Here is a 25,316-nt window from a genome sequence, read left to right on the forward strand (position 1 = left end):
TTAAAGAACAAAGTTTTGCTAAATCAATTTATGTCCTAAACGCAATCGCGTTATAAAAATTACTTTACGAAAGCTTTTTTTTAAAGATGCTTTAACACTTTTGCAACAAATTTATGCTGCCTTTTAAAATATGACGTCTGCACATACCCAAAAACAACATCCGCACCTTACACCATTAACCTTATGGATCATGACCATAGCTACAGGTTTGGTGGTAGCTAACATATATTATAACCAACCATTGCTGGCCGATATGGCACACACATTTGGAGTAAGCGACAAAAAAGCGCAACAAATATCGCTTTTTACGCAAATAGGCTATGCTACAGGCTTATTATTTATAGTGCCGCTTGCCGATATGCTTAAGCGTAAGCGACTTATTTTAATAGATTTTGTGCTCATGATCATATCTTTAGTTGCCAGCGCAATGGCCCCTTCAGTTACTATACTCATGATAGCGGGCTTTTTGGTGGGCGTATCATCGATAATACCCCAATTACTGATTCCCATGGCAGCGCACCTGGCCAAACCGCATGAGCGCGGCAAAAAAATTGGCTTTGTGATGAGCGGTTTATTAATAGGAATTTTGCTGTCACGCACATTAAGTGGTTTTATAGGCGAACATTTTGGCTGGCGAAGCATGTATTATATAGCTGCCGGGCTAATGTTGCTCATCTGGCTTATGATATTTTTGTTTTTGCCCGAAATTGAGCCCGATTATAAAGGCAACTACGGAAAATTGATGAAATCGCTGATCCACCTTGTAAAAACTCAGCCTAAATTGAGACTTGCGGCTTTCAGAGGGGCTTTATGCTTTGCCGGCTTCAGCGCGTTTTGGACAACGCTGGTATTCCTGTTAAAACAGCCACAATTTAATGAAGGCAGTGCAGCAGCCGGTATGTTTGGCCTGGTTGGCGCTTTTGGTGCTGTGGCTGTTGGTTTTATGGGCAGGTTGAGTGATAAAATGGATGCGTATAAATTATCTATTTATACGCTTTTGCTTATACTGATTTCCTTTATTGTATTCTATTTTTCAAGCCACAGTATAATCGGGCTTATCGTCGGGATCATTCTGCTGGATATGGGTGTCCAGGCTACACATATATCTAACCAGTCTATCATCTTCGCGTTGATCCCCGAAGCCCGTAACCGCATCAATACAGTATACATGGTGTCTTATTTTATAGGCGGGGCTCTGGGCACATTCTTCGCCAGCGTGGTTTGGAAAACTTACGAATGGAATGGGGTATGCGCCATTGGTGCGGCCTTGTCCGTAATAGTAATTGCGGTGCATCTGCTATACTACAAAAAAGCGTCCGCTACTGCTACTGATGTTCGGTAACGCATACCTGTTTATTGTCTTCGAATAGCTGAACTAATCAAATCAGGTAAAAAAAAGCAAAAAGTTTTTATAAAAATCAGCACTGAATGTCAACCATTTACATCTAAATGTAAAATAAATCTGAGGCTGCAACGACTTTTTTTGCCCTGATTTGAAAGTTTGGCATTGATTTGGAGAAGTACTAATCAAACGCAGCTGTTATGGAAGCAAAAAACAAAGCGGTTAAGCCTGAAGAAGAGAAAGAATGGGAAAACCCGGTAGAACCGACCAAAACTTCAGACCCGCGCGATGAGGAACAAATGCTGAGGCAATATAAAGAAGCTAAACGCCGCCACGATAACCTCAGCGAGAACGAAGACGACAAAAAGAAAGACTAAAACGAAGACATTAAAATATTAACAACATTCAAAAACCTACAACATGAAAACGCAAAAACAAACATCAACTACTAAACTGATAGCAAGCTTTGATAATACGCTTAAAAACATCATCATGAGCGATCTGAAAGCCATTAAAACAAAAGCCCCATACTTAACACCGGCTGCTTAAACTAATCACATAAAACTACATCACCTACAACTCCATCTACCTATGAAAGCATACAAACCAACACCAGCAATAACTAAACTACTTGCCCGCTTTGACGCCGAATTACTGGAGCTGTTACGCGAGGATTTGAAAAACTACAGAGCTAAAACCCAATTCATGAGCAACAACAAGCAGGTAGCAGCACAGCAAACGCTGTCTGCCGCTTGATCAACATATATCTATATCTACCTATCGAGTACTAACATCACCTATGAAAACGTGGAGCCCTGCAAAAACAGGGCTCTATTTTTTTATAATAACCCGGACAAATTTAATTACATGTTAAGTTTACATAATATTAAATAACAATATGTTAACATCTTAGTCACTTAAAGGAAATGCCTGAAACGGTTATTTGAAGTAAAGCAGCGGGCGGAACATATTCGCCCGTCATTAACAAAGTTTTATGCATTTTTCAATCCCCGCGGTTATTCTCCCCTTCCTTGGCCAGGTGGATCTGAGTGGTTCCCTGCTCATCGTTTTTCTTCTTTGTATACTGGCAGTAATTGGTTTTGAATTTGTAAATGGCTTTCATGATACAGCCAATGCGGTAGCTACAGTTATTTATACTAAAGCCCTGCGGCCGGTTTATGCTATTCCATGGTCGGGTTTTTTTAATTTTTTAGGTGTTTGCCTTGGCGGGGTTACCGTAGCTATGGGCATTTTAAAGTTGGTACCTTTAGATACGCTGATGACTTTGCCCGTGAGTGTTGGAGCCTGTCTGGTACTTGCTGTGCTATTGGCATCTATCGTATGGAACCTGGGCACCTGGTACCTGGGTATCCCCTGCTCAAGCTCACATACCATGATAGGCGCGATGATAGGCGGTGGACTTGCGTTTACCTTCTACTATAATGGCCCCGGCGTAAACTGGAGTAAGGCAGGTGAAATTGGCTCATCGCTGATACTTTCGCCAATAATTGGTTTCGGCGCAGCGGCATTGCTGATGCTTTTTTTAAAACATGTTACCAAATCACATGCCTTGTTTCATATCCCCAGCGGGGAAAACGACCGGCCTCCGATACACATCCGCCTTTTATTGGTTACCACTTGTACACTGGTAAGTTTTTTTCATGGCAGCAATGACGGGCAAAAAGGTGTAGGTTTATTTATGCTGATATTGATAGCATTTTTGCCCGCGCGTTTTGCGGTGAACCATGCTGTTCCTAATGGCAAAGTTTTATCGGCATTGAACCAAACAGAGCAGGTTATTAATCACGAACTTGCAAACAACACCGAAAAAAAACCTGTTTTAACTGAGCTGGCTGTAGCTATTAATCAAACCAAAGCTTCGCTGGCCGAAAAAAATGAAAAAGAAGTAGCAAAAACTTACCGTTACCGTAAACAGGTTGAAGGGATTATTAAAGATATAAGGGCTGTAATTAAAGATCCCCGTGTAAATCTTGAGACCAAAGACAAGGAAGTGCTTAGTACCGCAGCTAATGAGCTTGAGCATGTGACGGATTTTGCGCCGGTATGGGTTATTGCTATTATATCACTTTCGCTTGGTGTGGGTACCATGGTTGGTTGGAAAAGAATTGTAGTCACTATTGGAGAAAAAATAGGCAATGAGCACTTGAACTATGCACAGGGTGCTACGTCGGAAATAGTGGCAGCATCAACCATTGGTTTGAGTACCGGCTTCGGCCTTCCGGTTAGTACTACACATGTATTATCAAGCGGGATAGCCGGGGCAATGGTCGCATCCGGAGGGAAAGGAAATTTAAATAACGGCACGCTTAAAAATATCGCTTTAGCCTGGATACTTACCTTACCGGTTGCGATAATTTTAGCTTTTTTATTATTCATGCTTTTTCATTTGTTTATATAATAGGGTAAAATGAAACAAATACTGGTAGCCACCGACTTTTCAAAATGCGCTGCAAACGCCATGGCTTATGCCATGGAACTGGCAACTATATTAGGCCGCGAAGTTTGTGCCATACACGCTATACACCCAACCGAAGGGATCAATAATAGTACTTACAACGCCATTTTCATTGAAGATTACTACAATAACAAGCGCGAGGCGTTAAAAGAATGGGTAAGCACTTATACTAATGATGACAAGTATAAAAATGTTAAGGTTACCACGCTTTGCGATGTAGGCTTTTTAAAAGCAGTAATAACCCGCTATGTTGATAAGCACGAGGTTGAGTTACTGGTGATGGGTATTATGGGCGCTACCGGCATTAGCGGTATTGTTGGTAGCAATGCCAGCATGGTGGTAACCAAAATAAAGATCCCGACACTGATCATACCGCTGGAAAGTAAGTTCGAAAACGTGCCGATGATCACCCTTGCCACCGATTTTGAAACCCGGCTTTCGGCAGTTGATGTGAATGCACTCAACGAAATGATCAAGGCCTTTGGTTCGGCCAAAATGCAGGTGCTTTATGTAGCCGAAAAAACCGATGCAGAACAGGTGCAGATTTGGGAAGCCCGTTTACGCGACCTGATTAAACATACCGATCTGGAATTTAATTATATCCAGGGCAGCAGCGCATTAAACGGCATCATGAACTTTATCCAATCGCACGAAACAGATATGCTTTGCCTTGTGAAACATCATCACAATATCGTGTACCGTTTGTTTACCCGTAGTACAGTGAACCAGGTGATGAACAAATCGGTAAAAGCAATATTGATCTTACACGAGTAATCACTAAATACCAACCATTATGGACCAGGTAAATTATCCCATAGTAATCATCGTAGTTATTGCGGTTATTATATTATTGATATGGATTATCAGGCGCAACCGGAAAGATGAAAAGCAACTGGAAAAAGATATTATCCAATCCGAACTAAAACCGGAACAAAACGACGATAAAGAAATAAAACCCTGAATTTACTCAGCAGACAATAAGTACTATCAACTCGCTGAAATATTGCGGGTATTGCAGCATCACGATTTCGTTCGTATAGGGGACTGCATTTATCTTAACTGAATACCGCCAGCACCCCAAAATAGATCAGCATACAACCCGAGCTTATAAAATTCATGCGCATGGCATTTTTAAAGTTGGCATTGGCTGTTGACTGCCCCACTTTATAAAACCAATAATTAAAAAAGAAAAATATAGGCGCTGCACATACCAAAAAGAAATAAAAGTTTAGCATCATGCCCGCCAGGTGCCAGTACCAGTAGGAAAGTGCTATCCCCGAAGCAAACAATACACTTGAAAATATAAAGGAGCCTTTGTAGCCTAAAATAATGCTGAGTGTTTTATCTCCGCGCCTGCTATCTTCTTCATGCTGATATACCTGGGTTAATGGATATGAAGCACCGATAAGGCACGAACTGATAGCGCCCGGAATAATTAGGCCCAAATCCCAATGGCCAAACAGGCTTGTGCCGGTAAGGGCTGTATAGGTGGTGTAATAAATGAAACATCCCTGGAAAATAAACACCGTTAAAAAGCTGATGATGGGATATTTTTTTAAGCGGGTAGCAGGATGGCTGTACAGCTTTGACATAATGCCATAAATAAGCACCGCAACAGCAAATTCCCAGCTAATGATAAAGCCGAGTAAAAACGCTATCACCTCCAGCAAAATAGAAAAATAGTACAGACTGATATCTACTTCCGGAGGTTTAGCTAACAGCGCAATACTGCCTTCGTCCTTATCAAAATAACTATTGTATCCGTTACTGGCCGGGAAAGCAAGAAAATGCCAGATGAAAAACACAAGTACCGCTGTTGAAGTTTTCACACCATCGGCCTGGCTAAAGGCAAACAGGTATACCGGCAGCAAAAAAACAGAAAACACAAACCGCAAATGCGCCAATGCCGACCGGGTAGGAATAAGTTGCTTAAATTTCATTGCTTGTTTTTAATACTACATTAATTACTGCCAAAGGCACCGCCAGGTTGCCCGGTTATCGTTATAAACATACAACCTTAAGTACAAAATTCCTTCAGTATAAATTATTATGTTTGAAACAACGTTAATGTAACATGAACAAGAGAATTTTTATAACTGCACTTTTAATTTTAGCAGCCATTGCGGGCTTCGCGCAAACAGTAACCAAATCAGATGTTAGCTTTAAGATCAAAAATCTGGGCTTTAATGTAGGCGGCACCTTTGGCGGTTTGCAGGCCGATATTAAGTTTAAACCCAATGATTTGGCAGGTAGCTCTATTGAAGCATCGGTTGCTTCAAATACCGTAAACAGCGATAATGAAAGCCGCGATAACCACCTTAAAAGTGAGGATTATTTTGATGTAGCCAAATATCCGAAGATCACCATGAAGTCAGTTTCATTTAAACGTAAAAGCGGGAGCAACTATACCGGCAATTTTAACGTAACTATTAGAGATAAAACAAAGTTGATCGAAATACCTTTTACCTACGTAGAAACAGGTAACACGGCGCAGCTGAAAGGAAGCTTCATGATATTGCGGACAGATTTTGGCATAGGCGGCAAAAACCTGATTCTTTCAAATGAAGCCAACGTTTCGGTTGAGGCAGAGATCAGCAAGTAAAACGGCTTAACTATTTTTAATGGAGAGTTGCATCAGTGCTATCGGGATAGCAAATCCCGTCAATCGTATTGCCCAGCAGGATATTTACCATTTCATGGCTAACGCCTTTGGCCTGGATGCAACTAATGCAGCGAGGTTAAAGGGAATTTATGACCATTCGGGAATTGACTACCGTTATTCGGTGATCCCCGATTTTGGTTACCGTGACCCTGCCGATTTTACCTTCTTTGAGCAATCTGGTGGGCTTGAACCTTTTCCTGATACCCAAAAACGTTTAAAACTTTACGAAAAAGAGGCCATCGCCATCGCCGTAAACGCTGCAAAAAACTGCCTTCAAAATTTCGAAAGTGATATTACCGGTAACATAACCCACCTCGTAACTATAAGCTGCACGGGCATGCACGCACCGGGTATTGATATTGAGCTGGTGGACAGGCTGCAACTAAACCGCGATACCGAACGCACCTGCATTAATTTCATGGGCTGTTATGGTGCTATAAACGGGCTCAAAGCTGCCGACTATATCTGCCGTGCGGATGCCAGTGCCAAAGTGCTTGTGGTAAGCGTGGAACTTTGCACTTTGCATTTCCAAAAAGTAAATACACTGGATAACTGGGTTGCCAACTCGTTGTTTTCGGATGGAGCAGCAGCTGTACTGGTCGAAAATGCTGCTAATCGTTTAGGCAGCGGCAATTACCTTTCGCTCAAAAATTTCTATTCAGAATTTGTTGCTGAAGCCCGCAATGAGATGGGTTGGTATGTGGGCAATACCGGTTTTGAAATGAAGCTTACCTCCAAAGTATCCAAACAAATCAAAAAACATATCAAAGCACTTACCGAACGTTTTTTGCAAAAGGCCAAAACCCATATGGATGCTATTACTGCTTATGCCGTTCATCCCGGCGGGCGTACCATTTTAGAGGCGGTTGAAGACGCTTTGGAACTACCCGAAGAAAGCAATGCCTTTGCCTACCAGGTTTTGCAGGAGTATGGCAACATGTCGTCTGCCACTATTTTGTTTGTGCTGGATAAAATGCTGAAGGCAGGCAATTTGGTTGATCAAAAGATCCTGAGCTTTGCTTTCGGTCCGGGATTAACGGTTGAGGGAATGATACTTGAAATGCATTAAGCCGTTATGAACGATGTAATTGTAATTGGCGGAGGCCTGGCCGGATTGTTTAACGCCATTTTGCTAAACCGCGCCGGGTTGAAGGTTACAGTCATCGAAAAAAAGACCTATCCCATGCACCGCGTTTGCGGCGAATATATTTCTAACGAGGTAATCCCTTTTTTATCTTCATTGGATATCGATCTTGATGAGCTCAACGTTGCCCGCATTAACCGGCTCGAGGTAACAGCAGCATCCGGAACTAAACTTTCGCAAAAGCTTGATCTGGGAGGTTTTGGCCTGAGCAGATTTACCTTTGATAATTTTCTTTATCAGAAAGCCCTTGCCGAAGGGGTAAATGTTTTAGTCGGCACCCGGGTAGAGGATATCCGTTTTACTGATAATCAGTTTGAAGTACTAACTCCCGGCGAAACATTGACCGCTCCGCTTGCTATTGGCTCATTCGGCAAACGCTCCAATCTCGATCAGAAACTTAAGCGGCCATTTTTTTATAAACGAAGCCCTTACCTGGCGGTAAAATTTCATTTGCAAATGGATTTCCCGGAGGACCTGATCCAGCTTAACAACTATAAAGACGGCTATTGCGGCGTAAGCAAAACCGATGGCGACAGGTATTGCATGTGCTATATGGCTCACCGCGATGATCTGCGCAAATATGGTTCACTGCAAGCTTTAGAAGAAAACGTGATCCGCAGAAATCCATACCTGGATGAGATTTTTCGTAGCGCCAAATTTTTACTGGATAAGCCTGAAGTGATCAACGAAATCTCCTTTGAGAAAAAAGCCCCGGTTGATAACCATATCTTCATGAGCGGCGACACTGCCGGGATGATAGCTCCTCTTTGTGGCAACGGAATGACTATGGCTATCCATTCGGCCAAAATTCTTTCAGAAAAAATTATCTCTCATTACAACCCGGGCAGCTTTAATCCTGATAAGCGCGCCGACCTCGAGCAAGACTATACCCAAAGCTGGAACAAACAGTTTGCTCAAAGGCTTTGGATTGGCCGGCAATTACAGCGTTTATTTGGCAACGATAATATGACGGCCTTTACTTTAAATACGCTAAGCCATCTGCCTTCGGTAGCCCAATACCTGATAAGTAAAACTCACGGCCAACCATTTGCGTAGCTTAAGCGTATTGTATTATAGCGTCTGTTAATAAATTTCACCCAAAGTTGATAAATGGCTTTAACAATCAATTCGCCAGCTTTCGGCTTTGTGCATTCTGCTTTTAGCTTCGATATTATATGCCCGATTTAAGTTACCGTACCGATACCCTGGAGATCATGGATGATTTTGATCTTCCATCTGCCGATATAAATCCGGTGCTTGAAGGACTGGGGAAGATGAACGCGTTGTTTGGTGGCCATAAAAGCATCATCAAACTATTAAATCAACTCCCGGTAAGCAACGGCTATACCGTAAGCGATTGGGGTTGCGGCGGAGGCGATACTTTGATTGCCATTGCCCAATGGGCTAAAAGCAGGCAAATTGATCTTAACTTAAATGGAGTGGATGCCGCTCCGGCAGCAGTTAAGTACGCCCGGCAACAAGCCACAAATTATGCCGATATAAGCTTTACGCAGGCAGACGTTATTGACCAGGCACACCTTATCAAACCAGCCGATATCATCATCTGCAGCTTATTCACCCATCATTTTGATGATGAGCGTTGGGTAGCACTTATTCAAAATATGCACGCATCGGCACAAAAAGGAATTATCATTACCGACCTGCACCGGCACTGGCTTTTATACCATGCCATAGTGTTAATAACCCATGTTTTTACCCGCAATGATATGGCCCGTAACGATGGCCCCCTTTCGGTTAAGCGAGGCTTTAAAAGGCACGAATTGTTAGTTTTATTAAAAAAAGCACAAATTGATAACTTTAAATTAACATGGCGCTGGCCATTCAGATGGGAGTTAATCATCTATAAATCGTAGCTTTACGCTATGAATTTGCGTGTATTGGTTTTAACAACCTCGCTTGGCGTGGCTATTACGCTATCAGCCGTTAACTTTTATTTTCAGCATAAATGGTACGATGTAATGGTTACCTTCACGGTAGCCCTTGGTGTAAGTTACTTCGTTTTTTACTACCTCATCGAAAAGTACATTTACTCCCGTATCAAGTTAATTTATAAACTCATTCACAACCTGAAATTAGGCCGCGACCTTAGGGATGCCCTTGGCGAGCACGTAAGCGCTAATCCCATTGCCGATGTGGAGCAGGAGGTAAAAGAATGGGCCAAACAAAAAAAAACCGAAATAGACGAGCTTCGCAAACAGGAAAAATTCCGCCGCGATTTCTTATCCAATATTTCGCACGAGTTTAAAACCCCGCTTTTTGCTATACAGGGTTACATAGAGGCCTTGCAGGATGATGATTTTGACGACAAGGAAATGGCCCGCCAGTTTCTGGAAAAAGCTTCAAAAAATGTCGACCGCCTGAGTTACCTGATCAAAGATCTTGATGAAATTTCCAAACTTGAATCGGGCGAGATGCCTATCAATTACACCAAATTCAAAATCAACGACCTCGTAAAAGAGGTTTTTGAATCACTGGAGATCAAAGGCAAGCAATACCACATTAAACTTATATTTAAACAAAAATACGATGAACCTATTGTAGTAAATGCCGACAGGGAAAAGATCAGACAGGTGCTGGTAAACCTGATAGATAACTCGTTTAAATACGGCAAAGAAGAAGGCAGTACTTCGGTAAGCCTTTTTGTGCTGCATGATCAGGTTTTGGTTGAAGTTACGGACGATGGCATCGGTATTGAGGAGAAATTTCTGCCACGCTTATTTGAACGCTTTTTCCGTACAGACAGCAGCCGTTCAAGGCAGATTGGAGGCTCGGGTTTGGGGCTTGCTATTGTTAAGCATATTATTGAGGCTCATCAGCAAACTATTAATGTGCGCAGTACTGAAGGACTTGGGTCAACTTTCGGTTTTACGCTTGCAAGAGCTAAACAAACCATTCCATTCCCGAATTTACCTACACTAAAAAGTTAACATTAATTTAACATACTAACCGTACCTTTACAGCAATTTTAAATCATTATGTCGCTTAACAGTATATTTCAGTATTTTGTACCAAAGGATAAAAAAATATTTTTCCCGCTGTTTGAACAAGCCGCAGCCAACGTTGTAGCCATGGCAACAATATTGGTTGAAGCAGTTAACTCCAACAACGCCCAAACCCGTGAGGATTTATACAAGCAGATTGACAAACTGGAAAACAAAGGCGACGAATATACTCACCAGATTTACCTGGAACTTGGTAAAAACTTTATCACTCCGTTCGATAGGGAAGACATCCACGCCCTGGCCACAGCTATTGATGACGTAGCCGACTATATTCAGGGCGCTGCCAACCGCATGAGCCTGTACAGGATAGATGATTTAAATGAGCACATCCGTAAACTATCAGACCTGATATTACAAGCCAGCATCGATCTGGAAAAAGCCGTAAAGGAGCTGAAAGACCTTAGAAACGTACGTAATATAGCCGATTCATGCATCAGGATAAACAGTGTTGAAAACCAGGCCGACTATGTTTTTGACCGCGCTGTAGCTGATTTGTTCCTTTATGAAAAAGATGCCATCCGCCTTATCAAATACAAAGAAATATTAGCTGCCCTTGAAACCGCCACAGATATGTGCGAAGATGCAGCTAACGTTATGGAGTCAATCTTAGTTAAAAACGCTTAAGTAAAATCTTATCCCCAGCTAAATGGTTACTTCCCTACTTGTAGTTATTGTTGTACTCGCCCTGTTGTTTGACTACACCAATGGCTTTCATGATGCCGCAAACTCCATAGCTACCATCGTATCTACCAAAGTATTAACACCGTTTCAGGCTGTGTTAATGGCTGCGGTATTTAACTTTGCCGCTTACTTTTTTATTAAAGACCATAAAGTAGCCAATACTGTATCAAAAATTGTATTGGAGCACTATGTTACCCTGCACGTGATTTTGGCCGGTTTAGTAGCCGCCATTACCTGGAACCTGTTCACATGGTGGTTCGGGATCCCGTCCAGCTCATCACATACCCTCATAGGTGGTTTTGCCGGTGCGGGTATGACCAATGCGCTTTATATGGGCGCCAATGCCCTGCAAGCTGTCGAAATGCAATATGTACTTAAGATCATTGCGTATATCGTATTAGCACCTTTTATCGGTTTGATCATTGCATATATCGTAACCATATTAATATTACACCTGTGTAAAGCTGCAAGACCAGCCACTGCCGAGCGTTGGTTTAAGCGTATGCAGTTAGTATCATCTGCAGCACTGAGTTTTGCCCACGGTGGTAACGATGCACAGAAAGTAATGGGGATTCTATATGTAAGCCTTATCGCTTCAAAGGTGATCAAGCCGGGTTCAGTAATGCCTGAGTGGATTCCGCTGGCTTGCTACTCGGCTATTGCAGCAGGTACGATGTCTGGTGGTTGGAAAATTGTTAAAACCATGGGCTCAAAAATAACCAAGGTAACCCCGCTTGAAGGTGTAAGTGCCGAAACAGCCGGAGCCATCACCCTGTTTATTACCGAGCGCTTCGGGATCCCGGTTTCAACAACACATACCATTACCGGTTCAATTATTGGTGTAGGTTTAACTAAGCGTGTATCGGCAGTACGTTGGGGTGTTACCATTAACCTGGTTTGGGCCTGGATCATCACCATACCTATTTCGGCCCTGATAGCCGCCGGTGTATTTGCATTGTTACATTTCTTTGCATAAACAAACAGGCAGTAATTTTGTTAGCTTTACTTAAATATGAAAACAAGACTACTTATTATTCCCGCTTTAATAGCTTTCATTACATTAAGCAGCTGTGATACATTGAACCAGGTAGCTAACGCCACCGTTCAAAACCAGGGAACACCATCATCACTTGAAATTGGCAACGGTTTAAAGCAAGCCCTTGAAATAGGAACAGGAAAAAGCTCTGATCAACTATCGGCAGTTAACGGTTTTTTTGGCAATGCGGCCATCAAAATCCTTTTCCCGCCCGAAGCTCAAAAAGCTGAAAAAACTTTACGCAGCCTTGGCTTAAACAGCCTTTGCGATAATGTGATCCTTTCGCTTAACCGTGCGGCCGAAGATGCTGCAAAGCAGGCAAAACCTATTTTTGTTGATGCTATAAAGCAAATGACCCTGCAAGACGTTACCAACATTTTATTTGGTAATCAGGATGCAGCGACACAATATTTTAAACGTACAACTACTGCAAAATTAAGCCTGCAATTCAAACCCGTTATCCAGGGAAGCCTAAACAAGGTAAATGCTACCAAGTATTATACCGACGCTGCGCAGGCTTACAATAAGGTTCCGTTTGTATCAAAGCTTAACCCCGATATCAGCGATTATGTAACTCAAAAAGCCATCGACGGTTTATTTGTAGAGATAGCGAAAGAAGAGCTTAACATCCGTCAAAACCTTGGCGCACGTACAACACCATTATTGCAAAAAGTATTTGCTTTTGCTGATAAGAAGAAAACTACCGGACAATAAAACCAGAAATCAAGACATAAAAAATGGCAGTGTTAATTTAACTAACACTGCCATTTTTATTTATAGCGATTTTTATTTCTGCTTTTGGAACTTAACCTTTACAGTAACAACTTCGGGTTTGTTGTTGGAACTGCCAACCCATGAAGGGCCATTTTTAATCAATTCAATAGCCTTTTGATCAGCTGTTTCATTCAGCCCTTTTTTGATATTGAACTCGTCGGTTATACCACTCGGAAATACGGTAAATGTTACGGTAACTGTACCCGTTGTATTATCAGGCAATACGGCATTGGTTTGCAGGTATTTTTTCAGACTGCCCCAGCCCAACTGCGGGTGTGCCGCCGTGACGCTTACCTCACCATTGTCATCATCTCTTTTAGATGTAGTTACTACCACTTCACTCAGCGCCCTTGAATCAGGCTTAAGCGCTACTTTAACACTATCACCCCGTGTGGCATTAACCTGCCTTGGTTCATAGCCTATATAAACCACATCAAGCGTGGCTTTATCAGCCGGCGAGCTGAGCGCAAATTTGCCGTTTACATCAGTTACCGTGCTGCGATTAGTGCCTTTTATCCTGATAGCTGCACCAATTAAAGGAGAACCATCATCCCTTGAAATAATGGTACCGGCGATATACAAAGATTCAGCCGCGGCTTTACTGCTAAGCCCGGGTGCTGGTGAAGATGTAACACCATCAACCTTTCCCGGTAATTTATATTGCATCGGAGCTTTTGCTTTTGCCACGGTTGTATTAGCCCTTAGCAATATTGACTCCGAACCCGTAGTATCTTTTTTGGTGGGCGATGCTGTATAGCCAAACACAATCCGTTCACTTAGCCCCACTGCCGGAGCTTCTTTTAATATATCTTTATCTTTAGCAGCAGGTTCCGCAGGGGCTATCTGCATAGTGTTGCCGACAGACGGAACAACATTGTTTGATGCTGTCTTATTATCGGCAGCCGAGATATCCTGCTGATAAAGCGCGTTAGCCGAAGGCTTTCCCTTTCTTGTTTTTTTATTTACAGCGATTAAAGGCGCTTGTACTGTTCCAACGGGATTTGCATTAGCTTTTTTAACGGTATCCCCGGTTTTTATTGTATCTGTAGCAGCTATTAACGGCGGAGTAGAATTTCTGTTTTCTGTGATGTTATTGCTTTGCAATTCGGTTTTGGCCGATCTGTTAAGATAAAGCCCTCCCAAGCTTAATGCAATTAAAACCGAAGCAGCAATGGGCCAAACGGTCCATGGAATAACCCGGTCTTTCTTTTCTTCGGTACGCTGTTGCAGCCTGGCTGTCAAATCAGCAAGGTTTAACTGTTGACTTGTCCCCATGTTTTCATATCCTTCCAATGCATCCATCAAAAAAGGGTCGTTTAGTGCCTCCATCTCCAGTTTGTGCATAGCACGGGCATCAAGCTCTCCGCTGAGATACTTCTGTATTTGCAATATATTTGCCTTGTTACTATGCACTGTTCCGTTCGAGGCAAATTTTCAAATTCCTTTTACCGTTCTGGATATAACTCTTCACCTCATTTAAAGTATACCCGGTTATATCGGCAATTTCTTTATAACACTTCTCTTTTAAATAAAACAGGTCGATGCTCTGCTTTTGTCCGCTTGTAAGCCCCGCTATACAGCTTTCTAAAGCTTTCAATGCCTCTTCCCTGTTATTATCATCAGGATGCAAAAACGGGGTAAATTCCATAACCTCATCTAAATTAACCAACTCCATCTTTTTACCGCTCCGCAACTGCATCAAACAATAATTGCGCCCAAGTACATAAACCCAATTCCTGAACTGGTTAATTTCATGCTTTTTAACCTTATCAACCAGTTCCTCAAAAATGCCCATTACCGCATCTTTAGCCAGTTCCTCATCTTTCAGATATTTAAGGCAAACGCCATAAACAAGGGGCATATACCGTTCATATAAGTTGCCCAAAACAGTTAGGTTACCGCTTGCGCGATAATCACTAAGTAGTTCCTCGTCTGTTGATTTCCCTGGTTTTTGGGGCTTTATAAATAGGTTCATTAAACATACAAAATTAATTTATTAAAACGGTTTATGGAAATTAACTGACTGCAGATAGCTCTATTTAAGCGAAATAGACTGATAACAAAGTATTTTTCACATAGATTATGCCAAAATAACGCGATCAAACTATACAACGAACAGGAATAAACATCGGAAAAAAGGGCTAAAAAATAAAAGAGCGATACCATAAAGCATCGCTCTTTTACAAATACAGTTACCGGTGATTATCTTACCGGTTGTGGCTTTGGCAGTTCTTTGCGCGGGATCATTTCGGCACGTTGTGAAGTATGATAAACGAACGAAGCTACAATCGTCGCGGCTTGTTTTAGGTCGTCCTCTATAAGGCGATCGTAAGTATCCTGGTTACTATGGTGGGTACGCGTGCCATAGTCTATTGCATCCTGGATAAACTGAAAGCCAGGAATACCCACAGCATCAAACGACAGATGGTCGGTACCGCCTGTGTTACGGATGGTAAGTGTAGTAGCGCCAAGATCTTTAAATGGCTCAAGCCATGCTTTGAAAATAGGGGCTGCCGCCGAATCACCCTGTAAATAAACCCCACGGATTTTGCCTGTACCATTATCTAAGTTGTAATAAGCCGAAAGCTTGGCCTGTTCAGGTTTCAACTCCATGGTCTTGGGATCACCAAAGTGGTTGGCAACATAACCGCGCGAACCAAATAAGCCCTGTTCTTCCGAACTCCATAAAGCAATGCGGATAGTACGTTTGGGCTTGAAGTTGATGGCTTTTAAAATACGCATGGCTTCCAGCATTACCGCGCTCCCTGCCGCGTTATCGGTAGCGCCGGTAGCGGCGTGCCATGAGTCAAGATGACCACCAATCATTACTACCTGGTCTTTCAGTTTTTTATCTGTACCAGGGATTTCGGCAACTACGTCATAACCCTGCAGGTCATCTGTAATAAATTGTGTTTTAATATCAGCTTCCAACTGTACCGGCTGACCACCTTTAATCAGGCGTACAATACGCTGATAATCTTCGCTGCTGGTCTCCAGTTCGGGAGCTACTGCTTTGGCAGTATCAGCATATGATGCACCGTTGGTGGTAAACACCGTACCGTCGGTACCACGGGCCTGGCTTAAAACTAAGCCTGCTTTTTCATCAACCAGGAACTGGCTAAGTGCTGCCCTGAAAGCACGCAATTTGCGAAAAGTGGCCATCTGGGCGGCATCTGCAGCATTCCGGCGCGGGCCCTCTGGGGTAGCCTTTGCATTGGCCATTTCGGCAAGCTCTTCATCCGTATATCGGGCAGCATCAACTTTCCAGGTACGCTCTGTCGGGGCTTTGGTATCAAATATCACAATTTTGCCGGCCAGTTTGCCTTTGTACTGCTCAAGCTCGGCCGCCGAATCAGCTTTGAGCAGCATTACCTCCCCTTTGATTAGACCGTTTGTACCCGGCGTCCAGGCTTTGGGGATGGCGATAATAGCATGATAGTAGGGAACGGTGATGGCAGCATAGTTTTTTTGAACTTCCCAGCCTTTGCCAAATTTACCCCAGGCTTCCAGTTTTGCATTGGCCATTCCCCAGGTTTTGAGCTGATTAACCGCCCAATTCTGAGCGCGTTTTAAGCCGGGGGAATTTGCAAGTCTCGGCCCCGAAACATCAGTAAGGTAAAAGGCCGTTTCCATTACTTTTGAATGGTTAAGTCCTTCTTCCCTTATTTTTTGAACCATTGCTGCATCAACAGGTTCCTGTGCAAATGCGGGTACTGCAATACCCGCCGTGATTAAATACGAAAAGAGTAGTTTTAATTTCATATACAATAAATTATAAGATCAGTTAAAACAAACCTATTTATTATAAATTAAAATTGAGAATATATTGTGTTAACAAAGTTGTTACACGAGGTTGAATTACTAAGGCCTCCAGCGGGAGTTACATAGCATATGGTAATGCCGGATATTGTCTTTGCAATTGTACACCCCGGTCAATGTTATTCGCCTGTTGATGTTCAACTTTTAAAGTGTGAACACTTGATATTTTTTCTTAAAAATTTGACATTGATAATCAAGCTGTTACAATTTGCCAAAATCTCAAACAAACCACCATGAACAACTTGTTACTGATAATCAATTGGTTGCAAAATTTTAATTTAAAAAGTTGAACACACTGTTCTTAAAAGTTGAACACTGACAAAATATTGACAGTAACTTGTTGATGTTACGTCATTGTTAAACTTAGATCAGTTCGTGCGTTTAGTCGCTGTAAATGCAAACACTTTTCACGCATACAAGACTGGAATACAAACAACTAATCATAAAAAAACAGTTTGACGTTATCAACGCCTGATCTCACTACAGATCACAAATTGAATACTGTGACAAACTACAACCACGAGGCATGTCCATTGTGAAGAACGTGGCCTTTTTTGGTTAACCGAAAGTCCGGATTTGTTGCATAAAATAATCTGACTTTAATCTAAAGTTAAAAGACAGTAAGGATTTTTGAGGAAACAGAAACCTTATGAAAAAAATCCTATCAATACTCCTGGTGGTACTCATCATGGCAGCATCTTGTAAGAAAGATAACAAATCGGGAAGTGCAAAAAACACTGCACTGACAGACCCCGAACTTATTGCGAAATCAAAAGCATGGTACGAAGCGACTGCTTCGACAAACTCCTTGACAAATACCCTAGCCACTCAAAGTATTTCCCCAACGACTGCTAACGGCGCCCCTGGTAATCCAGACTGGTCTAATGCTTTGGTAAAGAGGAACAAAAACGGTATTGATCTCGTGAGTGTACCATTCACGACCGGCTCAGGAACGTCGCTTCACTTAAATGCGATCCATGGCAGGCGACAAATGCTGTTGTATGGAGTTAATGGCGCGGTCAAAGAAGGATATTGGATAGAACGTGACAGTGACTACAATGCAGACAAAAAATCATTTACGGGCAACGTACTTACGTATGACCTCAATAATAAATTCATTTCGGGCGAAAAATACGTTTCCGGCGTGCTGACGTCAATCATACAATTAGATCCGCAAAACGGCGAATCTACAAATGCTTTATTAGTATCAGGAAAAAGGATAGCTCAAAATACAACACAGTCACCTTCAACGACCGGTAGCCCCAACCGATTTTACAAAACCATGGGAGGCGGAATGATCTGCATTGATTGGTATGTACGAGGCTGTGTGCCTGCAACGAACACTTGTAGTGAATGGCGTTGGGACGGCCAGACCTGTACCGAAATCCCTTCGCCTGGTGCCGGCCCTGGAACACTACCTTCGAGCGGAGGTTCAGGTGGAACAGGTGGTGGCGGCGGAGGTGGTGGTGGTGGTCACACGACCCCTCCTGGCACTGGCGGCGGTGGCGGTGCGATTAGCGCTGATCCATACACAGAGGGCGGAAGCGTTGGATATGCCCCAGAGACTTATAACGAAACGATACCCGATGTCGCGCCCGTACCTTCTGACTTTTACACGTGTCCTACTAACTTTGCTTTTGTATCCGTCACGACACATGATTTATGGCAGGAATCTGTAGTAACGGATGTTTATTGTCATATAGTATATGACGCAGAGCTTCCTGAATTGAGCAGGGCGATAACAGTTGAAATTCCCGAACTTCACTTTGGTTTGCCCTATATTAATGTCGAAGGAATGCTCGTCTATTCAGCCGCTGATGCAGCAAACATCTCTGCTGATGCACTTAACGAAGGGGAGTATGAAATGCGCCGCGCTTTTTATGCCAATCGTAATTTAACCAAAGAAAAATTGTCTCAAATATGGGTCAACCAAGCGAAACAGGCAATGCTGGAATTATCCAAAGGAAGAGGACGAGTAGGCAAAACCGGCTCACTTAACGCAATCAAAGCGACCCCTGCTCGGATCCCGTATAAGCCTTGTGTGTAATTGTGTTAAAAAAACATTAGTCAAACTAACGCAGATCTCAATTTTAGTTACCTTTAGTTTGATGAAAGTTAAAGCACAAGATTTACGAGAATATTTTAATGACCCGGAAAACAATAATCTCACCTCTTACCTTAATCATTGTAAGAAAATGGGGTACACGGTGTATCAAAAGGAGGGGCTGGTTATATATGGTTTTGGCTTTATTGACGAAGGTGTCCCCGCGGATGTGTATTTTTTGCCGGGTAAACCGAAAGAGGGACAGCCATTCTCCGAATTTATTAATGAGGTGCTTTCCAATAGTGAAAGCACCCTTTATGACATGATTTTTGCACCATTGCGGATGAGAAACCCCAATCTGGGTACTGTTATACAATCCATGAAGTACGACAATGTCAGCTTTGGCCCCCAGTATAAATATAAATCGGCACGCATAAGTTTTTGCAAAATCACCTTTAACTTGTTCTACGGCAATACGACCCGAGCATATCCCGCTAAGCCTGACATATCTGAATTGCCGATTGTATACAATGGACAAATTTTTCCTGTTAGGTTTCGACAACTGCCGGATGAGTGGGGAAGGCCGGTATACTTTGAAGAGCAACAATTTCCTGATAAGCATTAGCGCTCGAATCAATATTTGTGCGTTAATTTAATTGGCCGTATGATAAACCAAACCATCGCTAGTATTAAAAAGATCAAGTTAGAACAGGCTAAGCTGAAAGCTTAACCCATTTTAGGACGAAGCTAAGCTGTCGCTAAACTTCAACCCGCTAACTTCTCTCCCCAACAAAAAAGGGCTTATCTGTAACAGATAAGCCCTTTGATATTTTAAAGCCGGTATGGATTACAGCTTGCGTTTAACTTCTACGTTTTCGTAAGCTTCAACAATATCGCCTACTTCAATGTTGTTAAAGTTGTTGATGTTCAAACCGCACTCGTAACCTGCGCTTACTTCTTTCACGTCGTCTTTAAAGCGTTTCAGTGAAGCCAGTTCGCCGGTGTAGATCACCACGCCATCGCGGATGATGCGGATTTTGCTGTTACGGTTAATTTTACCATCCAGCACCATACAACCTGCAATAGTACCCACTTTGCTGATCTTGAAGGTTTCGCGGATCTCAACGTTAGCCACAATCTTCTCTTCAAAGGTTGGTGCAAGCATACCTTCCATCGCCGCTTTGATCTCGTTGATCGCGTCGTAGATGATCGAGTACAGCCTGATATCTATCTGCTCAGCTTCGGCCAGTTTACGGGCACCACCTGAAGGGCGCACCTGGAAACCGATGATGATCGCATCAGATGCCGATGCCAGCAATACGTCTGATTCGGAGATCTGACCTACTGCTTTCGATATAATGTTCACCTGGATCTGCTCGGTTGACAGTTTCAGTAATGAATCTGACAAGGCCTCGATAGAACCATCCACGTCGCCTTTAACGATGATGTTAAGCTCCTTGAAGTTACCAACTGCCAAACGACGGCCGATCTCATCAAGGGTGATATGTTTCTGTGTACGTAAACCCTGCTCACGCTGTAATTGCAAGCGTTTGTTGGCAATTTCACGTGCTTCAACTTCGCTTTCAAGCGCGTTGAACTTATCACCCGCTGTTGGCGCGCCCTGCATACCCAATACCTGTACCGGTGTTGATGGTCCCGCTGAGTCAACACGCTGACCACGCTCATTGGTTAACGCTTTTACACGACCGCTATAGCAACCTGCCAATATCGGATCGCCCACTTTTAAGCGACCTGCCTGTACCAGGATGGTGGTAACAATACCACGGCCTTTATCTAAAGCAGCCTCAATAACAGTACCTACGGCACGTTTTTTAGGATTAGCTTTCAGTTCGAGCAATTCGGCTTCAAGCAATACTTTTTCCAATAACAGGTCAACATTTAAGCCAGTTTTGGCCGAAATTTCCTGCGACTGGTATTTACCGCCCCACTCTTCAACCAAAATATTCATAGCCGAAAGTTGCTCCCTTACCTTATCAGCATTGGCACCCGGTTTATCAATTTTGTTGAAAGCGAAGATGATTGGTGCGCCTGCAGCCTGCGCGTGGTTTATGGCCTCGCGGGTTTGCGGCATCACGCTGTCATCGGCAGCTATCACTATAATTACAATATCTGTAACCTGTGCCCCCCTTGCACGCATCGCGGTAAACGCTTCGTGACCCGGTGTATCCAGGAAGGTGATCTTACCTTTATTATCAGGTAATGTTACTTCGTAAGCACCAATGTGCTGGGTTATACCACCCGCTTCACCACCAATCACGTTGGTTTTACGTATAAAGTCGAGCAATGAAGTTTTACCGTGGTCAACGTGGCCCATGATGGTTACGATTGGTGCTCGTGGTACCAGATCGGCCGGATCATCAGGCTGGTCAAGGTTGGCTTCCTCATCCTGCGGTTTCACAAATTCAACCTGGTAGCCAAACTCATCGGCCACAATTGAAAGTGTTTCGGCATCAAGCCTTTGGTTGATGGAAACGAACATGCCAAGGCTCATACATGTTGAAATGATCTGGGTTACAGATACATCCATCATGCTTGCCAGCTCGTTTGCTGTTACGAACTCGGTAACCTTCAATACTTTTGACTGAAGTTCCTGTTCCATTGCCAGTTCTTCGGCACTTGCAGCAACGTCATCACGTTTTTGACGACGGAATTTAGCACGCTGTGCAAACTTGCCCGACTTACCTGCGCCGCTTAAGCGTGCAAGTGTAGCCTTGATCTGGTCTTGTATATCCTTTTCTGAAGGTTCTTCCTTCGGTGTGGTATGCTGTGGAGGATTGTTACGATTGTTCCTGAAATCAGGACGATTACCGCCACCTCCGTGGTGACCTCCGCCCCCCTGGTTAGGGCCGCTGTTTCCTGGTGCACCGTGTGTACGGTTCCTGAAATCAGGGCGATTAGGGTTAATGGTGCCACCACCACTAGGCTGCTGGCCTTGCGGATGGTTACCACCACCGCCTTGCTGCTGACCATGCGGATGGTTACCGCCGCCACCTTGCTGCGGGTTGCCCTGGTTATCTTTACGCTTACGTTTGCGTTTATGATCGGCCGCGTTATTATTTGAATTTGATGATGAAGCCACCGGGTTACGCTTTGGCGCATTAACCGGCAACTGGATCTTACCAATAATGTTTGGCCCTGTTAAACGCTCGGCTTTAGCACGGATCACATCCGGTTCCTGGCTTTCATCAGCCGCTGGTGCTGCCGGTGTTTCAGGAGCTGCCGGAGGTGTTGCAACCGGTGCTTTTTCAGCAACAGGAGCTACAGGTGCTTTCGGCTCTTCTACCTTAGGTGCCTCTACAACCGGCGGAGCAACAGGTGCTGCAGGTTTCGGCGCTTCAGCCTTCGGAGGTTCCGGAGCAACAGGTGTTACCGGTTTTGGCGCTTCAACTTTTGGCTCGGCAGGTGCCGGGGCCGGTGTTGGCGCAGGGGCCTGTGCAACAGGCTCTGGCTGCTTAACAACTTCCACTGGTTTTTCCACAGGCTTCTCTGCCTGAGGTTGTGGCTTAGCATTCAGGTTATTAAGGTCAATTTTTCCAACTACCTTAACCCCAGGTAATACGTCATTGCGCTCATCAGAACGTGCAGGGGCTTGTGCTGCCGGAGCAGGCTCGGCCGGTTTGGGTTTCTCAACCTGCGGCTGTGCAAAATGCCCTGTATTCTTGATCAGTATCTCTTCGTTCTCAAAATCGCGCGAACGGCGGTTCTCAACCGGCTTTTCAGGAAACTGTGCAGCAGGCTCTTCTTTCCTTATCTTTCCGATACTGATCTGCTTAGCTTCCTCCTTAATACTTTTGTCAACAGCAAACTCCTTTAACAGGGCATTGTACATGTCGTTATCCAGCTTGGCCATAGGATGCTTGTCAACCTTGTATCCTTTGGTAGCTAAAAAATCGACAAGGGTACCCATGCCAATGTTCAGTTCTTTTACTGCTTTAATTAATTTTATGGATTTGTCTTCTGACATTTAATATTACTTTCTCTGCTTATTTAAGTGCAAAAATACGATTTTAATTTTGCTTATTACGCTTATTCAAACTCCGCATTCAATATTGATAACACTTCTTTTACTGTTTCTTCCTCTAAATCGGTACGTTTTACCAATTCTCCAACGGTTAAGGCCAGTACTGATTTTGCTGTATCTAAACCAATACGTTTAAATTCATCAATGATCCAGCCTTCAATCTCGTCAGAAAATTCTTCAATATCCACATCCTCGTCATGCTCATCAGCCTCACGGTAAACATCAATTTCGTAGCCTGTTAATTTTCCTGCCAGCTTAATATTGTGCCCGCCACGACCGATAGCTAATGATACCTGGTCGGGTTTCAAATACACGGCAGCTGTTTTTTTCTCATCATCTAACTTAATAGAGGTGATTTTTGCAGGCGATAATGCACGCTGGATATATAACTGAACGTTGTTGGTAAAGTTAATAACGTCGATATTTTCATTTTTTAACTCACGTACAATACCGTGGATACGTGAACCCTTCATACCTACGCAGGCACCTACCGGATCGATACGATCGTCGTATGATTCAACCGCAACTTTAGCGCGTTCGCCTGGTTCACGTACAATTTTCTTGATGGTAATTAAGCCATCAAAAATCTCAGGAACCTCAAGTTCAAACAAACGCTGTAAAAACTCAGGCGCTGTACGCGAAATGATGATCTTAGGGTTGCTGTTCAGCATATCTACCTTTGATACAACAGCTTTAACACTGTCGCCTTTCTTAAAGTAGTCGGCCGGAATCTGCTCTGTTTTTGGCAGCAACAGCTCATTGCCTTCGTCATCAAGTACCAAAGTTTCTTTTTTCCAAACCTGGTAAACCTCGCCTGTAACAATTTCACCTACGCGGTCTTTATATTTTTTGAAGATCTCGTCTTTCTCTAATTCCAGGATCTTTGAAACCAGCGTTTGGCGGGCGGCTAAGATAGCACGGCGACCAAAGCTTTCTAAAGTGATCTGTTCAATATAGTCATCACCAACCTCAAGGTCGGCGTCATACAAATGAGCTTCGGCAAGTTCAATTTCCAGGTCGTCGTCTTCGCTAAAGCCATCTTCCATAACTTTACGGGTACGCCAGATCTCTAAGTCACCGTTGTCGGTGTTCACAATTACGTCGCAATTTTCGTCCGTACCATACTTTTTCCTGATCATGCTTCTGAAAACGTCTTCCAGTACGCTCATCATGGTAGGGCGGTCAATGTTCTTGAAATCTTTAAATTCCTGAAAAGAATCAATTAAATTAATATTGCTCATTTTTTACTTAAATGATATTAAAACCTTTGTTTCTGTTATTTGATCAATCGGGATAACGCTTTCAATAACCTGCGCCTTTTTCCCTTTTTCTTTTACTTTTTCTTCGATGGTGATAGCATCTTCGGTAAGGCCCGTCAATGTACCTTCGCGCTTGGCGCCATCTTTCATTTTAATGCCCAGGTTACGCCCAACATTTTTGGCATATTGCCTCGGCGACGACAGCGGAAAATCAATACCCGGCGATGAAACCTCCAGGTTGTAAGCGGTTTCGATCACGTTTTCCTCTTCCAGATGGAAGCCTACATGTCTGCTTACCTGCACACATTCATCAATACCGATACCATTATCGCCATCAAGCAGTATAATAAGCTTCCCGTTCGAGTGCATTTTGATATCCACTATAAACAGGTTTGGCTTATCCGCTATTTTCTCTTCTACCAGTTCTTTTACCCTTTTTTCAATATTCATTACCCACCGGTGTTTTTGACAGAATAATTTTGATTGATAAAATAAAAGAGGGGACTAATTGCCCCCTCTTTTATTAACGGTTGCAAATATAATCAAAAATATTAAATTTTCAAGCATCCGGATAGTTTATTGCTTAAAAATCAAATCTGTATAGTGTAGCGTTCCGGGTTTGCTATGGCTTTTTATCAAATTGGTAAGCGTACCACCTGCACCAAAATCATAATAACGAAAAAAATAGGTTTGCTGTGTGCTGAAAGCCGTATCAGGTGTAAAAATAACTACATTATCTTTAGCTACATAGCGTCCCGGCTGTACAGGCTGCAGGTTTTTCAAAGTGGTATCGGCAGGCATACGGTAAACAGCCATGAGGGATTGCCATGCCGTTGCCGATGAGTCGCGGCTGATTTCATTAATAATAGCCGGATCAAAGCCTGTTATCTGCAATGCTTTTCCGTTATTAACAGGACTAATAGTTACTACTGCTTTGGTTGATGTTTCGGTACAACCGAAAAAAAATAATAGCAGAAGCAATAGAGGAAAAAGTTTTTTCATTTGGCAAGATAG

25 protein-coding genes are annotated in these 25,316 nt (G+C 43.1%); 17 read left to right on the plus strand and 8 right to left on the minus strand.

Annotation, left to right across the window (positions count from 1 at the left end):
- Positions 1-130 precede the first annotated feature (130 nt).
- From ACEN9X_RS09760 to ACEN9X_RS09790, 7 genes are all read left to right on the plus strand, one after another.
- Complete coding sequence (locus ACEN9X_RS09760; RefSeq protein WP_413670192.1) at positions 131-1,342, plus strand: MFS transporter; 1,212 nt, start codon at positions 131-133, stop codon at positions 1,340-1,342.
- Between the two features lie 200 nt (positions 1,343-1,542).
- Positions 1,543-1,719: a hypothetical protein gene (locus tag ACEN9X_RS09765; protein WP_413670193.1), complete on the plus strand. Its 177-nt coding sequence runs from the start codon at positions 1,543-1,545 to the stop codon at positions 1,717-1,719.
- A gap of 43 nt (positions 1,720-1,762) precedes the next feature.
- Entirely contained in the window at positions 1,763-1,891 is a 129-nt protein-coding gene (locus tag ACEN9X_RS09770; protein ID WP_413670194.1) for a hypothetical protein, read from the plus strand.
- 42 nt (positions 1,892-1,933) lie between these two features.
- Positions 1,934-2,098, plus strand: a complete 165-nt coding sequence (locus ACEN9X_RS09775; protein WP_158604167.1) for a hypothetical protein — start codon at positions 1,934-1,936, stop codon at positions 2,096-2,098.
- Positions 2,099-2,336: 238 nt separating this feature from the next.
- A complete protein-coding gene (locus ACEN9X_RS09780; RefSeq protein WP_413670195.1) occupies positions 2,337-3,761 on the plus strand; it encodes an inorganic phosphate transporter in 1,425 nt (474 codons plus the stop codon).
- A 9-nt stretch (positions 3,762-3,770) separates the two neighbouring features.
- The gene (locus ACEN9X_RS09785; protein ID WP_091209655.1) at positions 3,771-4,592 is read left to right on the plus strand and encodes a universal stress protein; all 822 of its coding nucleotides are present in this window, start codon (positions 3,771-3,773) and stop codon (positions 4,590-4,592) included.
- A gap of 19 nt (positions 4,593-4,611) precedes the next feature.
- On the plus strand, positions 4,612-4,779 hold the full coding sequence (locus tag ACEN9X_RS09790; RefSeq protein WP_413670196.1) for a hypothetical protein: 168 nt from the start codon (positions 4,612-4,614) through the stop codon (positions 4,777-4,779).
- 94 nt (positions 4,780-4,873) lie between these two features.
- Here ACEN9X_RS09790 and ACEN9X_RS09795 read toward each other — a convergent pair whose 3' ends face one another.
- Entirely contained in the window at positions 4,874-5,758 is an 885-nt protein-coding gene (locus tag ACEN9X_RS09795) for a UbiA family prenyltransferase (protein ID WP_413670197.1), read from the minus strand.
- A 134-nt stretch (positions 5,759-5,892) separates the two neighbouring features.
- Here ACEN9X_RS09795 and ACEN9X_RS09800 point away from each other — a divergent pair, with 134 nt between their 5' ends.
- The 8 genes from ACEN9X_RS09800 (at position 5,893) to ACEN9X_RS09835 (ending at position 13,078) form a co-directional block, all read left to right on the plus strand.
- On the plus strand, positions 5,893-6,420 hold the full coding sequence (locus ACEN9X_RS09800) for a YceI family protein (protein WP_413670198.1): 528 nt from the start codon (positions 5,893-5,895) through the stop codon (positions 6,418-6,420).
- A gap of 19 nt (positions 6,421-6,439) precedes the next feature.
- Positions 6,440-7,549, plus strand: coding sequence for a type III polyketide synthase (locus ACEN9X_RS09805; protein ID WP_413670199.1), 1,110 nt, complete (start codon positions 6,440-6,442; stop codon positions 7,547-7,549).
- Positions 7,550-7,555: 6 nt separating this feature from the next.
- A complete protein-coding gene (locus ACEN9X_RS09810; RefSeq protein ID WP_413670200.1) occupies positions 7,556-8,680 on the plus strand; it encodes an NAD(P)/FAD-dependent oxidoreductase in 1,125 nt (374 codons plus the stop codon).
- Positions 8,681-8,799: 119 nt separating this feature from the next.
- Positions 8,800-9,498 carry a methyltransferase domain-containing protein gene (locus tag ACEN9X_RS09815; RefSeq protein ID WP_413670201.1) on the plus strand — a complete coding sequence of 233 codons (699 nt, stop codon included), beginning with the start codon at positions 8,800-8,802 and terminating at the stop codon, positions 9,496-9,498.
- A 9-nt stretch (positions 9,499-9,507) separates the two neighbouring features.
- Positions 9,508-10,572 carry a sensor histidine kinase gene (locus ACEN9X_RS09820; RefSeq protein WP_091209668.1) on the plus strand — a complete coding sequence of 355 codons (1,065 nt, stop codon included), beginning with the start codon at positions 9,508-9,510 and terminating at the stop codon, positions 10,570-10,572.
- A gap of 48 nt (positions 10,573-10,620) precedes the next feature.
- Entirely contained in the window at positions 10,621-11,271 is a 651-nt protein-coding gene (locus ACEN9X_RS09825) for a DUF47 domain-containing protein (RefSeq protein ID WP_091209670.1), read from the plus strand.
- A gap of 22 nt (positions 11,272-11,293) precedes the next feature.
- The gene (locus ACEN9X_RS09830; protein ID WP_121232671.1) at positions 11,294-12,304 is read left to right on the plus strand and encodes an inorganic phosphate transporter; all 1,011 of its coding nucleotides are present in this window, start codon (positions 11,294-11,296) and stop codon (positions 12,302-12,304) included.
- Between the two features lie 36 nt (positions 12,305-12,340).
- The gene (locus ACEN9X_RS09835; RefSeq protein WP_413670202.1) at positions 12,341-13,078 is read left to right on the plus strand and encodes a DUF4197 domain-containing protein; all 738 of its coding nucleotides are present in this window, start codon (positions 12,341-12,343) and stop codon (positions 13,076-13,078) included.
- A gap of 72 nt (positions 13,079-13,150) precedes the next feature.
- Here ACEN9X_RS09835 and ACEN9X_RS09840 read toward each other — a convergent pair whose 3' ends face one another.
- The 3 genes from ACEN9X_RS09840 to ACEN9X_RS09850 form a co-directional block, all read right to left on the minus strand.
- Complete coding sequence (locus ACEN9X_RS09840) at positions 13,151-14,527, minus strand: carboxypeptidase-like regulatory domain-containing protein (protein ID WP_413670203.1); 1,377 nt, start codon at positions 14,525-14,527, stop codon at positions 13,151-13,153.
- A 16-nt stretch (positions 14,528-14,543) separates the two neighbouring features.
- Complete coding sequence (locus tag ACEN9X_RS09845) at positions 14,544-15,113, minus strand: RNA polymerase sigma factor (protein WP_413670204.1); 570 nt, start codon at positions 15,111-15,113, stop codon at positions 14,544-14,546.
- Between the two features lie 227 nt (positions 15,114-15,340).
- Complete coding sequence (locus ACEN9X_RS09850) at positions 15,341-16,900, minus strand: M28 family metallopeptidase (protein ID WP_413670205.1); 1,560 nt, start codon at positions 16,898-16,900, stop codon at positions 15,341-15,343.
- 706 nt (positions 16,901-17,606) lie between these two features.
- Here ACEN9X_RS09850 and ACEN9X_RS09855 point away from each other — a divergent pair.
- Entirely contained in the window at positions 17,607-19,004 is a 1,398-nt protein-coding gene (locus ACEN9X_RS09855) for a hypothetical protein (RefSeq protein WP_413670206.1), read from the plus strand.
- 61 nt (positions 19,005-19,065) lie between these two features.
- The gene (locus tag ACEN9X_RS09860) at positions 19,066-19,626 is read left to right on the plus strand and encodes a hypothetical protein (RefSeq protein WP_413670207.1); all 561 of its coding nucleotides are present in this window, start codon (positions 19,066-19,068) and stop codon (positions 19,624-19,626) included.
- 222 nt (positions 19,627-19,848) lie between these two features.
- Here ACEN9X_RS09860 and infB read toward each other — a convergent pair whose 3' ends face one another.
- From infB to ACEN9X_RS09880, 4 genes are all read right to left on the minus strand, one after another.
- Complete coding sequence (infB, locus tag ACEN9X_RS09865) at positions 19,849-22,986, minus strand: translation initiation factor IF-2 (RefSeq protein WP_413670208.1); 3,138 nt, start codon at positions 22,984-22,986, stop codon at positions 19,849-19,851.
- 62 nt (positions 22,987-23,048) lie between these two features.
- Complete coding sequence (gene nusA, locus ACEN9X_RS09870; protein WP_090532515.1) at positions 23,049-24,284, minus strand: transcription termination factor NusA; 1,236 nt, start codon at positions 24,282-24,284, stop codon at positions 23,049-23,051.
- Between the two features lie 3 nt (positions 24,285-24,287).
- A complete protein-coding gene (gene rimP, locus ACEN9X_RS09875) occupies positions 24,288-24,752 on the minus strand; it encodes a ribosome assembly cofactor RimP (RefSeq protein ID WP_413670209.1) in 465 nt (154 codons plus the stop codon).
- 126 nt (positions 24,753-24,878) lie between these two features.
- Positions 24,879-25,304 (minus strand): hypothetical protein, encoded by a 426-nt coding sequence (locus ACEN9X_RS09880; protein WP_413670210.1) that lies wholly within the window; start codon positions 25,302-25,304, stop codon positions 24,879-24,881.
- Positions 25,305-25,316: the final 12 nt, after the last annotated feature.

The sequence above is a fragment of the Mucilaginibacter sp. Mucisp86 genome (assembly GCF_047324315.1).
Classification (GTDB): Bacteria; Bacteroidota; Bacteroidia; order Sphingobacteriales; family Sphingobacteriaceae; genus Mucilaginibacter.

What these genes read in the sequence shown, in the direction of transcription:
- ACEN9X_RS09775 (WP_158604167.1), top strand. Translation starts at nt 1,934, where the DNA reads ATGAAAGCATACAAACCAACACCAGCAATAACTAAACTACTTGCCCGC.
- rimP (WP_413670209.1), bottom strand. Translation starts at nt 24,752, where the DNA reads ATGAATATTGAAAAAAGGGTAAAAGAACTGGTAGAAGAGAAAATAGCG.
- ACEN9X_RS09830 (WP_121232671.1), top strand. Translation starts at nt 11,294, where the DNA reads ATGGTTACTTCCCTACTTGTAGTTATTGTTGTACTCGCCCTGTTGTTT.
- ACEN9X_RS09790 (WP_413670196.1), top strand. Translation starts at nt 4,612, where the DNA reads ATGGACCAGGTAAATTATCCCATAGTAATCATCGTAGTTATTGCGGTT.
- ACEN9X_RS09850 (WP_413670205.1), bottom strand. Translation starts at nt 16,900, where the DNA reads ATGAAATTAAAACTACTCTTTTCGTATTTAATCACGGCGGGTATTGCA.
- ACEN9X_RS09835 (WP_413670202.1), top strand. Translation starts at nt 12,341, where the DNA reads ATGAAAACAAGACTACTTATTATTCCCGCTTTAATAGCTTTCATTACA.
- ACEN9X_RS09810 (WP_413670200.1), top strand. Translation starts at nt 7,556, where the DNA reads ATGAACGATGTAATTGTAATTGGCGGAGGCCTGGCCGGATTGTTTAAC.
- nusA (WP_090532515.1), bottom strand. Translation starts at nt 24,284, where the DNA reads ATGAGCAATATTAATTTAATTGATTCTTTTCAGGAATTTAAAGATTTC.
- infB (WP_413670208.1), bottom strand. Translation starts at nt 22,986, where the DNA reads ATGTCAGAAGACAAATCCATAAAATTAATTAAAGCAGTAAAAGAACTG.
- ACEN9X_RS09820 (WP_091209668.1), top strand. Translation starts at nt 9,508, where the DNA reads ATGAATTTGCGTGTATTGGTTTTAACAACCTCGCTTGGCGTGGCTATT.
- ACEN9X_RS09765 (WP_413670193.1), top strand. Translation starts at nt 1,543, where the DNA reads ATGGAAGCAAAAAACAAAGCGGTTAAGCCTGAAGAAGAGAAAGAATGG.
- ACEN9X_RS09760 (WP_413670192.1), top strand. Translation starts at nt 131, where the DNA reads ATGACGTCTGCACATACCCAAAAACAACATCCGCACCTTACACCATTA.
- ACEN9X_RS09860 (WP_413670207.1), top strand. Translation starts at nt 19,066, where the DNA reads ATGAAAGTTAAAGCACAAGATTTACGAGAATATTTTAATGACCCGGAA.
- ACEN9X_RS09795 (WP_413670197.1), bottom strand. Translation starts at nt 5,758, where the DNA reads ATGAAATTTAAGCAACTTATTCCTACCCGGTCGGCATTGGCGCATTTG.
- ACEN9X_RS09800 (WP_413670198.1), top strand. Translation starts at nt 5,893, where the DNA reads ATGAACAAGAGAATTTTTATAACTGCACTTTTAATTTTAGCAGCCATT.
- ACEN9X_RS09780 (WP_413670195.1), top strand. Translation starts at nt 2,337, where the DNA reads ATGCATTTTTCAATCCCCGCGGTTATTCTCCCCTTCCTTGGCCAGGTG.
- ACEN9X_RS09855 (WP_413670206.1), top strand. Translation starts at nt 17,607, where the DNA reads ATGAAAAAAATCCTATCAATACTCCTGGTGGTACTCATCATGGCAGCA.
- ACEN9X_RS09770 (WP_413670194.1), top strand. Translation starts at nt 1,763, where the DNA reads ATGAAAACGCAAAAACAAACATCAACTACTAAACTGATAGCAAGCTTT.
- ACEN9X_RS09880 (WP_413670210.1), bottom strand. Translation starts at nt 25,304, where the DNA reads ATGAAAAAACTTTTTCCTCTATTGCTTCTGCTATTATTTTTTTTCGGT.
- ACEN9X_RS09825 (WP_091209670.1), top strand. Translation starts at nt 10,621, where the DNA reads ATGTCGCTTAACAGTATATTTCAGTATTTTGTACCAAAGGATAAAAAA.
- ACEN9X_RS09845 (WP_413670204.1), bottom strand. Translation starts at nt 15,113, where the DNA reads ATGAACCTATTTATAAAGCCCCAAAAACCAGGGAAATCAACAGACGAG.
- ACEN9X_RS09815 (WP_413670201.1), top strand. Translation starts at nt 8,800, where the DNA reads ATGCCCGATTTAAGTTACCGTACCGATACCCTGGAGATCATGGATGAT.
- ACEN9X_RS09785 (WP_091209655.1), top strand. Translation starts at nt 3,771, where the DNA reads ATGAAACAAATACTGGTAGCCACCGACTTTTCAAAATGCGCTGCAAAC.
- ACEN9X_RS09805 (WP_413670199.1), top strand. Translation starts at nt 6,440, where the DNA reads ATGGAGAGTTGCATCAGTGCTATCGGGATAGCAAATCCCGTCAATCGT.